The organism is Shewanella sp. WXL01, assembly GCF_012263345.1.
Lineage (GTDB): Bacteria > Pseudomonadota > Gammaproteobacteria > Enterobacterales > Shewanellaceae > Shewanella > Shewanella maritima.
In genome coordinates this window covers 503,716-519,191 of sequence record NZ_JAAIKQ010000001.1, presented here as the reverse complement: position 1 = coordinate 519,191, position 15,476 = coordinate 503,716, and the positions used below count along the sequence as shown (strand labels likewise).

General features: G+C 44.0%; 15 protein-coding genes. All 15 read right to left on the bottom strand.

Annotated features, from left to right (window positions below; all coding sequences use genetic code 11):
* Positions 1–40 precede the first annotated feature (40 nt).
* On the bottom strand, positions 41–4,240 hold the full coding sequence (locus G3R49_RS02050) for an IPT/TIG domain-containing protein (protein ID WP_167868503.1): 4,200 nt from the start codon (positions 4,238–4,240) through the stop codon (positions 41–43).
* A gap of 51 nt (positions 4,241–4,291) precedes the next feature.
* Positions 4,292–4,939, bottom strand: a complete 648-nt coding sequence (locus G3R49_RS02045; RefSeq protein ID WP_130598728.1) for a TadE family protein — start codon at positions 4,937–4,939, stop codon at positions 4,292–4,294.
* A 53-nt stretch (positions 4,940–4,992) separates the two neighbouring features.
* Entirely contained in the window at positions 4,993–5,469 is a 477-nt protein-coding gene (locus tag G3R49_RS02040; RefSeq protein WP_167868502.1) for a tetratricopeptide repeat protein, read from the bottom strand.
* Entirely contained in the window at positions 5,463–5,801 is a 339-nt protein-coding gene (locus G3R49_RS02035) for a DUF192 domain-containing protein (RefSeq protein WP_167868501.1), read from the bottom strand. Before G3R49_RS02035 ends, G3R49_RS02040 begins: the two co-directional genes overlap by 7 nt.
* Before the next feature lie 3 nt (positions 5,802–5,804).
* Entirely contained in the window at positions 5,805–6,668 is an 864-nt protein-coding gene (locus tag G3R49_RS02030; protein WP_130598734.1) for a type II secretion system F family protein, read from the bottom strand.
* Positions 6,669–6,675: 7 nt separating this feature from the next.
* A complete protein-coding gene (locus tag G3R49_RS02025) occupies positions 6,676–7,527 on the bottom strand; it encodes a type II secretion system F family protein (RefSeq protein WP_167868500.1) in 852 nt (283 codons plus the stop codon).
* Positions 7,524–9,284 (bottom strand): ATPase, T2SS/T4P/T4SS family, encoded by a 1,761-nt coding sequence (locus tag G3R49_RS02020; RefSeq protein WP_167868499.1) that lies wholly within the window; start codon positions 9,282–9,284, stop codon positions 7,524–7,526. Before G3R49_RS02020 ends, G3R49_RS02025 begins: the two co-directional genes overlap by 4 nt.
* Before the next feature lie 12 nt (positions 9,285–9,296).
* Positions 9,297–10,607, bottom strand: coding sequence for a type II and III secretion system protein family protein (locus G3R49_RS02015; RefSeq protein ID WP_167868498.1), 1,311 nt, complete (start codon positions 10,605–10,607; stop codon positions 9,297–9,299).
* On the bottom strand, positions 10,604–11,500 hold the full coding sequence (gene cpaB, locus G3R49_RS02010; RefSeq protein ID WP_167868497.1) for a Flp pilus assembly protein CpaB: 897 nt from the start codon (positions 11,498–11,500) through the stop codon (positions 10,604–10,606). The genes G3R49_RS02015 and cpaB overlap by 4 nt, the downstream gene beginning before the upstream one ends.
* 13 nt (positions 11,501–11,513) lie before the next feature.
* On the bottom strand, positions 11,514–11,699 hold the full coding sequence (locus G3R49_RS02005) for a hypothetical protein (RefSeq protein WP_242620342.1): 186 nt from the start codon (positions 11,697–11,699) through the stop codon (positions 11,514–11,516).
* A gap of 31 nt (positions 11,700–11,730) precedes the next feature.
* Positions 11,731–12,414, bottom strand: a complete 684-nt coding sequence (locus tag G3R49_RS02000) for a hypothetical protein (RefSeq protein ID WP_210147080.1) — start codon at positions 12,412–12,414, stop codon at positions 11,731–11,733.
* A gap of 1 nt (position 12,415) precedes the next feature.
* A complete protein-coding gene (locus G3R49_RS01995) occupies positions 12,416–13,288 on the bottom strand; it encodes a hypothetical protein (protein ID WP_130598744.1) in 873 nt (290 codons plus the stop codon).
* A complete protein-coding gene (locus tag G3R49_RS01990) occupies positions 13,288–14,688 on the bottom strand; it encodes a Tad domain-containing protein (RefSeq protein WP_245335220.1) in 1,401 nt (466 codons plus the stop codon). Before G3R49_RS01990 ends, G3R49_RS01995 begins: the two co-directional genes overlap by 1 nt.
* Positions 14,689–14,755: 67 nt before the next feature.
* Positions 14,756–15,064, bottom strand: coding sequence for a Flp family type IVb pilin (locus G3R49_RS01985; protein ID WP_130598746.1), 309 nt, complete (start codon positions 15,062–15,064; stop codon positions 14,756–14,758).
* A gap of 50 nt (positions 15,065–15,114) precedes the next feature.
* Positions 15,115–15,393: a Flp family type IVb pilin gene (locus G3R49_RS01980; RefSeq protein ID WP_130598748.1), complete on the bottom strand. Its 279-nt coding sequence runs from the start codon at positions 15,391–15,393 to the stop codon at positions 15,115–15,117.
* Between the last annotated feature and the right edge of the window lie 83 nt (positions 15,394–15,476).

Sequence of the window (15,476 nt, the reverse complement as noted above, 5' to 3'; positions counted from 1 at the left end):
ATCCATAAATAGTTCGCCCCTAATTAAAGGGGCGATACAATTAATTGCCTACTACAGGGCACTCAGTTGGCTGAGCACTTGTCTCATACTGTAATACCATAGGAGAAGATTTTAAACTGCTGTTATTAGCAGCATTACTACTCGAACCAGCTCCGCTTTGCACTGATACTTGATAGTTTTTATGAGTATTAGGGCATAGATCCCTACCCGACAATTCATCACCGCTCACACTTACTACGTCTCCAGAAAACTCGATGTAATAAGTGGCGATGCCATCATCTGCACGAATTCCCGTCAACTGTACTGAGTGATCCCCATCATCTAATGAAATCGCTAATGGACCAACTTTACGTTCAGGTTGGTTATTATCATAAACTACTCGATTGTTGACACTTAGCTTAAATACATCATCGTTAAAATTACCATTATCACCGAAAGTGATAAGTAGCTGAGCAGTTCCTGAAAACGGATACTCATTGCTCAGTGTTTCAGCGACTTCAACAGTAACAAAACCAGTAATCACGCCAGCCGGCACGATCACCGTTAAACTGCTTGTACTCGCAGACTTGACAGGAGCCTCGATTCGCTGACCATTTGCGCCACTAAACGTTACCTTGTTTCCTGCTTTATTTCGACTAAAGCCGATACCGGTAATCTCAACTTCTTCGCCAGCCGCAGCTTTACCTGGTGTGATATTGGCAATAGTTAGTCCTGTTCCAATAAGAATGTCATAAGGCACGACAGCCTGTTTCTCAAGATGATGAACTTCCACCTTTAGCGGTCCAATTGCTGAATCAATTTCACTTACATTAGTCAACGTGAAGATTAATTCTGTCCCTTGTTTGTTAACCGAGACAACTTCAGCAGCTAACTCCTGGTCACCATTTCCAAGGTCATACACTTTTATCTCGGCTTGAGTATCACTAAAGACCCCCGGCACGGTCGCCATACCGCTACCTACAATGGTAAAGGTTTTAGTCAGCCCATTCTGTTCAATCATTCTGGGTGTGATATCGGAAGCTTTTAAGCCCCAGGTCACGATAAAATCTAACTTTGTAGGCACTACAACAAAGTCTTTGATGGTACTTGCCATATCAATCATTGAACTTGCCAACATACTGGCTTCATACGCAGCGCTTATTTGTCCCCAACCAGGAATAAATTTCTCAGCAACTTTTTGCGCCATCTTGGTAGCGAATTGCTCAGGTGTAATTTCCAAAGTAGACAAAATTGCTTTTGTAACAGGTCCATACGAACCAAGGTTAGTTGGATCGTTTAGTACTTTCTTTATTTCGCTTTCATATATTTCACGGCCAATTGCACCAGCTAAATCAGTCCAATCAGCTTGCGTAATCGTCTCTTTAGAAAGAATTTTCTCAACTTCTTGCCCAATACTCGGTAACCCTATGTACACCGCTTTGACAATGTTGATCATTTTTTGCTTTGTTCTATGCTCAGGCGCATTTAAATCAATACCTGATGCATCAAGTAAGATTGAATAAAAGCGAATAACAATATTGTCGATAATGGTACGAATAGCGAGATACTGACGAGCTTTTATCGCTTTTTGGTTGTAATCTTCGCTTCCTTTCAGGTCTAGTGGGCTAGGGCCGAAAATACCGTCAACACCAGGACTAACTATCTGATATAAGCAGTCTTTATACACACATTTGTCAATCAAAGAGTCATTTGACCAAACATCTAACCCAAGGAATGTACCTGAAATCGGCGCCATCATGGCGTTATCCCAAGGTTGAGAAATATGGTTTTCGACAGGCGCATTCAATGAAGCCAGATCAGCTTTAATTTGACCTGTTGTTGGATCTAAAGCATAGACCCTAGCGCTAAGGTAAAGCTGGCTGCGGTTCTTAATCTCAACACAGCCATCTAAATTAAGCACCTGATACCATTTGGGATCGACCCCTTCACCACAGCTGTGTGAAAGTTCACCTGCATTCTCTGCGAAAGTTGTCGCTTCCATGCTCATATCAAAGTGATTCCAGCTCCCCACAGTTTCAGGGTAAGACACTATCGTTGGCTCTAGCTTGGATAGCTCACTGTTGCTTGTTTGCTGAGGAGCGCTCATGCGCTCAAACCAATTATCTGCGTTAATTCGAGCTTGACTAGACTGAGTTGGAGCGGCGCTTAGCTCTTCAACAATCAATGATTGATAATGATTAAGCAACGCTACTGTCTGGTCGCTACGGTTGGTATAGCTAAAAAAATCACTATTCAACTTTAGTTGCTCAGTCGCATCTTCAACATATTGTGCATAGCTTGATGTCGCCAACACTAGCTCTGAAATTTGCGTTTTCGTAAAACCTCGTACTGAGTAGTAACTATCTAAATGTAAAACTAGATTGGTTAATGCGGTCGACTGATAACTGAATTCGATCGTGCTTTGTCCTGGCAAATGAAGCGCGCTTAAGTAACTATTTACTTGCCCATTTTCACTGGTGTAAGTAAATATCGCCTCTGCATCTTGTCCCATTTTATCTAGGGTTAACTTGTTTCCAGAGTATGCGGTTGCTAGCTCAGGTAATATACCACCCACATGGCTAATCGATTTTGCGTTAGGCACGGTAACATTGACTTGAACTGACTGCTTGAGCACAAAATTAATATAGTTGCTTTTGCCATAGGAATTATTAACAGAATAGCTGCCACCCGAAATACCCTCAGGCACGGTAACAGAAATTTCATTATTGGAGATAAAGTCTGTCGCTGCAGGGCTACCATTAAAAAATACAGTGGTATCTGCATCAAAGTTGTCACCAGATAAACTGATATAATCACCATTGGTTAATTCATTAGCATTAGTTGGGGCGAGTAATGGCAACTCCGCTTTTCCAACTGCAACAGGATAGGGTTCAGACAGCTGATTCCCTATTGCAAGCGAAACTTCTCCTTCACCGACTAAATTCGGCATATCAAACGCTAAATATGTATAGTCCCCCTGCTGCCTAGTCGCTTCAAGCGTTAAGTTGTACTGCTCACCTTGGTTGTTTAACACTAAAATTACTGGTTCAGTTGTTACCGAGTAGCCTTCAACAGCCAGCTCAAATCTATCTCCTGCTCGAACAAAGTACTTAATACTTGACTCTTCGAATAAGGTGGCCAGTGACGAAATAAACAAGTCCCCAACTTGCTGCCACAACATGACTTGCGCAGCAGACAACCGCGCAGGATCATTGATATCGAAAATGCCATCGTTATCATCATCTATATCCAAATGATCAATTAAGCCATCGTCGTCAAAATCATTGGGCTGCTGGCTATTCCCGCTTTCTACTTGATCATCAATGCTATTTCCATCTGAATCGCGGTCGATAAAGTTTGCAAAACCGTCAAAATCAATATCAGCTGCAGTTTCAACACTATCAGTAAACGTATCACCATCAGCATCTTTGTCCTGCCAATTTGGCAAGCCGTCACTATCAATATCTACAGAACCTTGCACCATACCAAGCACATATTCGACACCATCAATCAATGAATCCTCATCCATATCATCTGCAATGAGATCTGCACCCAACGCACGCTCTTTCATATCATCAAATGAATCGACATCAGCATCATCAAAGAACACTATGTCATAGGTGAGATCTGATGATCCTGCGTAATTTTCATCAATAACACTAAGCTGATATGTACCAGCTTCAAACAACGGAAAGTTCACCACATACATATTAGGTTTTGCGAACTGGTAGAGGAAAATGTCACTAATGACTAAACCTTGCTCATTTGACACATAAACCTGGGGCTTGAATCTAGCCGCGGGGGTCGTAAACACGGCCGTCAACGAACGTCGCTCTTTAACGTCAAACTTAAACAAATCACCTTTATCAAGCTCTGAGTCAATCACACCACTGACCTTCACACCATGCTCAAATTCAATCGGCGTGGCAACTCCAGGGTTATCGTTTGGCTCACTTTCTACAAATACTGGATACACCGATTTAGTCGGGTCGAACGGATAATCATCAAACTCATCCAATACACCATCAGCATCTTCATCTTTATTCTCCCATGTGCCGACATAGTCAATAGGATCTATGGGTTCTTCCGGATCAACAGGGTCAACTGGATCGGTAGGCTGACTTGGGTCACTAGGTGATGTGGGATCTGATGGGTTATCACCTTGGAAAGCAGGGTCGCCTGACTCTAGTTCACCTCCACAGCCTGTCAGAGTAAGACTGGATGCCAGTAACATCGACAACCATAAATACTTATATTTCATTGCACATATCCCTATAAAAATCCGTTTATTGCTATTTTATTGCGGCTTTAACTACATCCGAAAAGGAGTCTGCATCCGCGTTAACCCTTGCGATACCAGCGCCAAATACGCATCGCCTGTAATTTGCCCTAAGGCATTGCATGCAAGTTGCTCACGGCTTGGTGCGTACCAAACCGAGGTGACAATTTCTTCGATAACATAGTTGGCAAAAGGCACTATCAGTTTTTGACACCACCTCACTTCTATTTGCAGTAGGTTGGCATCTTGAATATTCATTTGTCGGCCACTGCCAACATCCTTCACCCCAGCACTTCGATACATTAAGTTATTATTTGGGATCTCATCGATATAACGGTTGTTGTAGCGAGCACGAATTTTGAACTCATTAAACGTGCGTCTATCTGGGCTTAATACAGTGATTTGACTTTGAGCAAACACCGCCGCCCGCGCTTTAGCTACCGCAGTCAAGGTATCTGACATACTTGTTCCATGTGCAAACAGTGGGGTCATGCCTTTAGCGAGCCCCTGCCGAATTTCACTTACATTGCCATGATTTAGTGCGCCAGCTCGCGCCGCATTTACCGTTGCAGCATCTAAGGTGCTTTTTGCTGAGTAGATAAATCCCCACTGAGCAATTAGCATCATGGCAACCAAAATAATTGGCATAAGAAAAGGCAAAGCGAGGTTAAACTCAATCATACTCTGCCCTGCCTGGGGGCTAACTCTTAGTTTGCTCAAGGCACCTTTACTGATCATAACGAAGCTTGTTTAGTCTTAGGTGTGGGTTCACGTTGCAGTTCATTCAATGCGTTCAACAGCGCATTAACTTGTTTGGTCACAACAGAATTTGGGTCTGCTTGACGTTGTGCTTGCTGCAACACCCGAGTAGATTGCTTAATACGTACTAGGCTGATGTTATATAGAGCTTTGGTATTTTTAGGCTCCAACTCAAGGCATTTTAGGTAGGCGTTAATGGCTGCATCATGGCGCCCTGTGCGGGTATAAATATTACCCAAACGAAACCAGGCAGGGGCATAGTTGGGGACTGATTTAAGCACTTCAATGTATAAACTCTCAGCTTGGTCGAGCATGGCTGTCTTGTAGGCGTGCTCGGCCTGCTGCTGAATAACCAGAATTTGTTGATTACCTTGATGCTCCTCTTGCGAAGGTGCACTTGAACATGCAGTTAGCCCAACCAATGCGAGTGCAACTATTAACTGTCTTACCATGACAGAGTATCTCCTTGATTTATATTATTTAGATGTGCGCTACCCGGTGCGAGCTCCAGCACCTTTTTAGCCCTCAAACACCAGCTAAATCGCCTTGGTGACAATTCACGCACAAGCTTTATCACCTGGTTATGTTTATTCAGATAGACCACATCAATGGCGTACTTCATGCCGAAAGTGTGCACTGAGTTACAAGGAGTGATTAATAACCCTTGCTCATCAGTTAACTTGTCTCGTCCAAGTAGCCCTCTTAACCGCAGCGGTGCAGTGTCAGCAATAGATACGCTGTTAATTGCACCACCTTTTTGATTCGTTAACTTGACACTTTCCATAACCTAGAGCTCATACAGAAACTTCATTGCAATTGGGAATGCCAAAATCATGAAGGTCACAGGGAAGATAAAAACGATGAGAGGAAAAATGAGTTTTACTGGTGCTTCTAACGCCTTTTTCTCCGCACGTAAAAAGCGTTCGACTCGGCGTTGGTCGGACTGAATACGTAAAGTTTGGCCTAAGCTTGCACCGGTTTTTTCAGCCTGTGCTAATGCACTAACTAAGCTGTTTACTTCAGTTACCTGAACACGATCTGCCATATTGCGAAAAGACTGTGCCCTTGACATACCTGCACGCATGTCGCGAATAACTTTTTCGAACTCGATGCGTAGCGGCCCAGCGGGGCCGCGCTCAACGGCTTGTGATAAGGCTCCTGTCATGTTCAAACCAGCCTCAATAGACATGGTCAGATAATCAAGGTAAACCGGCAGCGCCTTAACAATTAATCCTTGGCGTTTTTTACGTAAGTCATTCAGTGAAATAACCGGTAGGTAGTAGCCGAAGATTGCCGCAATCACCACATAATTGGTTGGTACGCCGTCCAACATTGCACCGCACAGCAGCATCAAACCAACAGAAAAAAGGGTACTGATGATGCGAATTGCAAAATACTGCTCAGCACTCATGATGTAAGACAAACCAGATACTTGCAGCTTACGCGACACGCGCTCTAAATAGTCTACGCTCAGATTTTCACTCACATAAAAAGCTAACAAGCGCACCCATGGCCAAATTAACTTCAAACCTGGAGAAAGCGGGTCCATAAACTCCCTATTCTCAACAGGCACACGACGATAAATACGCACACAGCTGACGATTAAGAACATCAATGCGATTGCAAAACAAATAGTAATTAAGTTCAACATGGCTCACCTACACATCGATGGTAATGATTTTGCGAATGGTAAAGTAACCGCAAATCAGCATTAAGGTGACAACCACTATCAAACCCCAGCCGATAGGGTCAGTAACAATCCTTCCCATAGAGGCGGGCTCCATGTGATACAAGACAATACCAATAAATACCGGCAGCACAGTCATCACTAGCCCCTGCATTTTCCCCTGTGCTGTTAGTGCGTTTATCTTGCCTTCCATTTCGATTTTTCGGCGCAAGGTATCAGAAAGGCGAATAAGCACTTCGGCCAAGTTGCCACCGACCTCTCGAGAGATCTGCATACCGGCAGTGACCAATTGAAATTCATCTTCAGGTATGCGGCGATGCATGTTGTCGAGTGCCGTACTGAACTCAACTCCAAGGCGCTGCTCTCTTAAAAACAGTTGAAACTCTTGCTTAGCAGGCGATGCCATTTCTTCAGCCATAAATTCAATAGCACTGGTTAAGTTGGCACCTGATTGCATAGAGCTCGCAATCATGGTTAATGCATCAGGTAATTGATGAACAAACTTACGGCGCCGGCGCTGGTGCAAAAACTTGTAAGCAAACCTGGGAAGTAGCGCCAGCACGATACTAATGAGAATACCGAACACCCAGCTACCGGTAATTACCTTGAACAAAATAGGCATCAGCAACAAAGTGGCCATGTTGATCATAAAGATGCGCTTTGGCTCGATGAACAAAAACATCTCAGTCAAATTCACCCGAGCCGATGTAGTAAAGGTCTCCTGGTACTGCCGAGCAAGCTTGGTACTCAAATGCTTGATAGCAAACACTGCCAGCACTACAGCCATAAACACCAACACCATAGCGATTATCACGCTACTCATACATTGACCTCACGCTCAAAGATATCTAGCGCGATACGCACACCACTTTGCTGCAACTGTTCATAAAACTCAGGCACTGTGCCGGTCGCTGTATAGTGGCCAACAATCTTGCCTTTATCGTCAAATCCAGTTTGCTGGAACTTAAAGATCTCTGACAATTGAACAACATTGCCTTCGATCCCTGTCACTTCACAAATACTGGTAATTCGCCGTGAACCATCAGAGAAGCGTGATTGCTGCACAATAATGTTTACCGCTGAGGTGATTTGCTCTCGAATAGCCTGTACAGGTAAATCCATACCAGCCATCATCACCATGACTTCTAGTCGAGAAATACAATCACGAGGGGAATTTGAGTGGGCGGTTGTCAGCGAGCCATCATGGCCAGTATTCATCGCTTGCAACATATCAAGCGCCTCACCACCACGACACTCACCTATCACCACGCGATCAGGACGCATACGCAAGCAGTTTTTAACCAAATCGCGTATTTCAACCGCACCTTTACCTTCCTGGTTTGGTGGCCTTGCTTCAAGCGACACCAAGTTAGGTTGGTACAACTGTAGCTCTGCCGCATCTTCTACTGTCACAATGCGTTCATCATCAGGAATGAAGTTTGACAACACATTAAGCAAAGTCGTTTTACCTGACCCTGTACCACCCGATATCACGATATTGCGCTTTTGTTTAACCGCCATTTCAAGAAATGCCGCCATGGCATGATTCATCGAGCCAAAGCTGACTAAGTCATCACAGCTTAACCGGCGCTGCATAAACTTACGGATAGTAATACATGGGCCTTTCAGCGCTAATGGCGGGATCACAGCATTTACACGAGAGCCATCTTTTAGGCGTGCATCAACCATTGGTGAACTTTCATCAATACGTCGCCCAATTGGAGTAACAATACGCTCAATCGCACCTAGGACGGCTTGGTCATCTGAAAATGCGATATCGGATAAATACAAATTACCGCTTTTCTCATAGAAGATTTGATCATGGCTATTGACCATAATTTCTGTGACTTCCGCATCAGCAATAAGGCCTTCTAGGGGGCCTAAACCAATTGTTTCATCAAGCACTTCTTTAGTTAATGCTTTAACATCGATGTGCTCTGGTACATCCATATTATTAAGAATGTGGCCAACTAAAGATTCACTTTGGGTGCGAAGTTCTTCATCGCTCATTTCATTTACGTTAACGCGGCGAAGATCCATCAGTTTAATGAGCTCAGCGTGCACCGTTTTACGCAGCTCGTTTCGCAGCTTAATAGACTGTAGCTGCTGCTCGTTTGCTTTAGACGATGTTTTACTGCTTAGCTCTACGACATTACTGTTTGTCGTGGAACTTGTAGAAATGGCATCACTCGACGCCGACTCACTCTGAGTAGCGGTTTTTAAGGCCGACGATTGATTAGCAGCTGGGCTTTCACTCGCAAGAGTAGTGACTGTGCTTCCTTGTGGGTCTAACGATTTAACTCGGATAATATAATCGCCAATTTGTACCTTATCGGTTAATGCTAATGGACCATAGCTTTCACGCTTTTCACCATTAACCTTCACCCCTGTACGACTGGCATTATCACTAACAAAAATGCCACGTTCATTCTGAATTAAACTGGCGTGGTGCTTAGAAACCTTGAAGCCACGAAGCTGAATAAGATGATCAGATTCTTTGCCAATCTGACACTGAGCATGAATACATTGAAAGTCACCAACCTTGGTGCCTTTACTCGTACTGACTGAAATATTAAACATCCCTACAGCTCCCTAATCCAAGATATAAAAAGCTTCAAGTTCTGTCGCATCACCAGCTAACTCTCGCCCGCGAGCTAATTGCTTGTCATGGCTTTCTTCACCTGGGTAAATCACTGTCGGGGTCACAAAAATCACTAGCTCACTCTTTTTGTCCCTGAAATCCCGAGACTTAAACAGCTCGCCAATAACCGGAATATCGCCTAAGAATGGAAATTTATTTACCACTTTAGACATCTCACTATTTACCAAACCCGAAATAACAATGGTTTCGTTATTTTTAACGTTAATAACAGACTCTGTGCGACGAGTAAGTAATCCAGGAATATCACCGACCGCGGTAGATGGGTCGATTGAGCTCACCTCAGCACTTACACGGCTAATGATGTTTTGTTGTTCGTCAACTACAGGCTCGATATCTAACTTAATACCGTACTCTTTGAACTCTACGTCTGCTGCACCAAGGCCGTTAAGCACAGGTATTGGGAATTCACCACCGGCAATAAACGAGGCTGCTTCACCGCTTCTAGTCGCCAAGTTAGGCTCTGCGAGCAAACGAGCATCACCTTTTTCGGACAGTAGTTGTATTTGCGAACCAATGCCGGTCACGATGCCAAAATAGCTCCAACCGCGAGAATCAAGTACACCTATAGAGTCATTGATAGCTCCGCTAATCCCCTCAACGTATTGCCCAGGAGAAGCCACACTAAAAATTGGGTTTGAAGAAAATGCTTTAGCTGCACCATACGCAGGTCCGGCCATCGAAGAGTCCCACTTCACACCAATATCTTGCAATGTCGTTTTGTTGAACTCCACAATACGTACCTGCATACGCACCATAGGCTCCATTTGCTTGGCATATTCCAAATACTTGACTAGGGAAACAATATTCGGGCTAGCGGAAAGGATTTTTTCTAGCTGCTCTTTCTGAGATGACTCCGCCTTACCTTGCACGATTATCAAGCCGTCATTCTCGGTGACAGTTAAAGATGGGAAAGCTGATAACATACGCTTAATTGTGGCCGTACTTTTAATGCTGTTATCAGGTGTAACTGTCACACTTAACTTAATTATCTTGCCGTTTTTTTGCCATAGCTGTAGGTCAGTTTCACCGGCAGACTCACCAATTAGGATCACTCCTTTGTCGTCAACCACCTTGGCGCTAAGTACATTGCCGTTACCTACGACAACTCGTTCAACATTTTTCGCTTTGTAAAGCTCGACTGCACCAACATATAATTTAAAAGGCGTATTATTGTGGGCGATCGAAAAATTAGGCAGTAACAACAGCGTCCATGCCAAGATAGTTATTAGTATATTTTTCATAGTGATGTGCTAGCCTCAACCTGGCTTAATTGCTCTAGAGCTTCCTTTGGTAAGTCGTAAGTTTCGTTGCGTGTCTGTATGCCACCACCCCCAATGATCATTTCAACTTCGTTGCCGAAGCTGATATCACCGGCGTTAAACACCTGATCTTCTCGTAATGACTGAAAAGCCACAGGTTGTGACTCGGTTTGATTTCTTAGTAAGGTGACAAATTCCCCCATATCTCGAGCAAGCGACACTCGAACAGCATCTTCAACAGATAACGCTAAAGTAACCGTGTTGTAAGCATTGGGATTGTCATAAAGGGTATCAACAAGCTCTGGGTTCACATCAATACTGCGACGCCCTGTGGCGAGCACAACAGCGTTTTCTATGAGTAATTGCAACTTCTTGTAGGTGTCATCATTAACGTCATCGTCATAAGCTACAAACAGATCAATTTTGTCAGATGGCACCAACATGCCTGCTGTTGAGTTAATATCATCAATATCAATCGTCACTGCTCGCTCACCATCTTTTAGCATGTCGGAAAACTGAGCGACGCTCATTCCTGGTAAGTAAGATTCAAGCAGTGGTCGACCTGGAGCCATTGCAGCTAACACCATTTGTCCTTCAACTGCGCCGAAGTCACTAGGATGCACTGCATCAAGTGGTAATGTGTCAGCTTCAATACGCCTTACGGACATGTTTTGCTGGGAGATAATATCGCCCTTTCTAAGCTCTTTGGTTGCCACGACAACATCCGCCATAACGATATTGTCACGCGACAGCTCATCACGAATTTGCTGCTCTTTAGTTATAAAATAATTCTTGGTTGCCCAAGCAGAAATTCCGCCTAAAACTAAGGCGACAATGAGTAAAACCCAGTTAAAATCAAACGCTTTTAATTGCATGTTGGAAACCTAATTATTGACCTGGTAAAACTGTGAGAGATTTGGTGTAGGCAAACGCCGTGTACCACTCTCTAAGAGCTTGCACACAAAGCTCAAGCACACTCATATCATTTTGTACTGGTGTTAATAGCGCGGCGACTAGCGCACCACAGACGACAAGGTACTCAATAGACGCTTGTCCCCTAGCACTTGATTTCAATGGAAAACGACCATAGCAACACATGCTGTAACTACCCTTCCTTGACTTGGTTGGCCACAATAATGACTGCGGACTCTTGTGTGAAAAAACTGATATCAACCACGTTGGCACCTTGACTCATTTGTAGCGCAGCTTTACCAGCCTGATTGTCCAAGATACTCGATACCTCTACCCACCCTCGGCGTTGATAATACTCTCGATAAAAGTGGTAACTGGCAGATAAGCTCTTGCCAGACTTAACCATTAGGGTATGACCTTTCTTGTAGAGGTCGGTGGATTGAATATTTGACATCACCTCACTCCCTGAAGGAGTTGGAAAATCATTATCAACACGCTTTAGAGCGAGCTCATCGAGATTTTTAGTAATGCCGATATACGCAATAGTGCCTTGATAATCTTGTTTAATTCGCGCAGTCAGTAAGTAAGGACGTTGCAAACTATTGATTACGTAATCACCGTTAAACATCCGTGCGTCGAACTTGTCACTTTTGTTCTGCCATTGCTTTTTAAAAAAGCTTGCTAGCATCATTTGGCTTTGTTTGTCACGTAAATGCCAAGTACGCATTGGGTAGCCGTTATAGAGCATGTCGTCTGCAACAACATTCACCTCAGCATCTTTTGGAAACTGAATTTGCGGCCACCTGTCAGCGTGGGCAGCAAAACAAATTAACGCTAAAAGCACGATGGCCGCGCGAGATATAAGGATATGAATCATGTTATCCACCACAGTTTCGGGTGCCATAGGTACACAGGCGACTATTTGGTAAAGTATTAGGGTCAACATGCCCTAAACGCAGGCGGCTGGGACTTAAACTGCGGCCAAATGGAATCCAACTTAGCGCTCGTTGCCCGGTGCGAATAATGCCCATATTGAGATAATTGGTAAGAACCAAATCTCTAACACGATTCTCGACATGCCTTGCCCCACCAGCATTCCAGCCAGAAGCCAATATCGCACTATCGCTACGAAAAGTTAGGTTCATGCTATCGAAAGGTTCCAAATAGAAAGGCTCAAAGTCAGTTTCGACATACGTACGATAGTAAGGACGGGATTCTAAAGAAAAGCCTGTATACGACAGTAGGTTTAATGCGCTGTTGACCCCCGATGCAACTCGACCAGGTACTTCATAGGCATTATCACCAGAACCTAAACGGTCACTTTCAAGTTCATCTTGAGGATTTTGCGCATTTGAAGTCAGCACCAGTTCGGCGCCTTGAGCTGCCTGATCAATCTTGTAATGTAACAGCGGGTGAGTTTTGTCATCCCAACTCCACTGTTGTTGATAGTTGCTAGCAAGTTTTTGACCGTTGCCCTGATAAAAACGCCAAGGGATTGTTTTAGCGATTTCAGCATCAGTGCGCTTGGCAACAACGCCTCCGCCAGAACTGGTGAAGCGGCTAGGATTTGATTCTCGCCATACCGTGCGCTCCCACGCATTGTAATGTGAAGCTTCTTGAGCTCGATGCTGCACTGCGGTCATTTTCGACATGAGCGGCAATAACAACAGCAATGGAACAATCACAAACGATAAACCAATAATGCTTTCGATTAGTGCCTGACCAAGTTGCTTAGTATGCTTACACACCATTACAAGAACCTCGTTATAGCGTAGACAACCGAACGGTCACTATTAGTCGACTCCGCGAGTCTCACTTGCCAAAACGGGTTGTAAAGATTGCCGTATTCGTGACGACTATCTCCACGAGCCCAAGCTGAAGTGGACATCATTAAGTCACGAGGGCGAGAGTAATAAGCTTGAGCAGAAGCCAACGAGGACAAACGATCGCCAAGTAAGCTCTCATCATTCGCTGGGTCGACACCTGTATCCTGACTGTTAATCTGGCTTGTGGTACGTAAGTTGTTTTGCTCTTTAGACACGACAATAGAAATGTTGTCAGTTTCGCTTCGACGATTGGCACTGTTCGACAAACCATAAAACGGCTGCACTCCAGAATAACTACCTTTACGCTGCTGGTTTCTTGCTGCTAAACGAGAGCCGCTACGATTATTGGAACGACTAGCACCCCAAGAACGATTGTTTCCAACACGATTCATGTTTGCTCGTGTATCAGAGCGAGTGCCGCCCCAACCAAGCGGAACTTCATAGTATCCACGCCAGCGACACCGAAACCAGCTACAACCCCAATACTTATAGTGATAACTAATCGAGTCCATTGAGGTCCAGGTTTCAGCACGGCGATTGCCATTTGAAATAAGATCCGAACCACCCGCTTTGATTACCTTCCACTTAAAGAATGGAATGGATCCGGACCAAGGACTACCAAGTCTGTATGTTCGGTTACTACTAAAACGATCGCGTGACGCCATGGTAACCTGTTTGAACTCATTGAATTGTGTTCGTGAAGCCCTACTCGTTCGCGAATGGCGCTTTTGAAAAGTAAACCAGGCATGCCGCACATCCTGCAGCATTAGAGGGTTTTGCATCAAATCCAGCTGGGAATTGGGGTCATTAGCTTCAACAATATCTTGGGTAGACTCTATTGAAGAAACTGCACCGGCATAATGCATAATCTGCTGCGATATACTTAAACCTCGCAACATGACATTTTCAACACGCACAGCAACATTAACAAATTGCTGGACGCCTCGGTTTATAGGGCCAACAACGTTCTTAATCGCATTGATGACATTACCTACATAAGGGATCCAACAAAGCGTATTACATGCATTACGAGCAAAACGATCTGTCATGTTGAACCAGGAAGAGAGTCCAACCATTTGCGCTATCGCTACCTGGTTTGCGACAGAGGCACGGTTGGTGTAAGCCTTAAAGTTATAATCACGCGCAATAAAAGTCGCAGCACTGTAAGCAGCATTATCAGCCGTATTTTGCAACTTGCTTGATTCTAAATTTACTTTAGATGTGTTGTAGCTGTATAAAACTGTCATGAGCGCAAATGTAATCAATGCAAGTGATAAAACCATTGATTGACCGCGCTGTTTTGATATTGCTAGCGCATTCAACATATTATTCTTTCCTTGAATAACTTAAGACACCACAAATGATAATTAGCCTTACCGGCAATAAGATTAATTAGTCTTGAACTGGCTGACCTGAATTACCTGAGCCTGAACCTGATGAGCTTGCCGCTGAGTTAGCAGCCGAGTCGTAACTACCTAAATTATAGTTTTTATCAGCAATATCATCAGCAGAATCTGCTGCATCGCTAGCTTGAGATATTTGCCCCGAGGCACTTTGCCCGGATACTTCCGCAGATAAACCAGCAACTTGATTACGTATAGTTTTGCCAAAAAAGCTATAAACACCAATTGCAGAAACAGCAATCAGTGCAGCTATAATTAAATATTCAACGAGACCCTGACCACTTTGAAACTTACGCATACTCCAACCTCGAAATAGAACTAAAGGCAGCCGAAGCTGCCTTAGAATAATTAGTTGGTTCCCGACGCAGCGCTTGAGTTTGCAGCGTCATCGTAACTACCTAGGTTGTAGTTTTTATCCGCAACATCATCTGCATCATCTGCAGCATCAGACGCCTGCTGGATTTGACCACTTGCACTATTACCAGACATTTCCTGAGACAAACCAGCAACTTGGTTGCGAATAGTTTTACCAAAGAAACTGTATACACCAATTGCAGACACAGCGATAAGCGCCACAATGATGATGTATTCGACCATACCTTGGCCTTTCTGTTTTTTGTTAAACATCGTACTTTCCTTATTATACAGGTGAATAGTTGGTTAATTCTTTCACAAGCTATTTACCTTTCAATAATCACTAAGGGTGTATA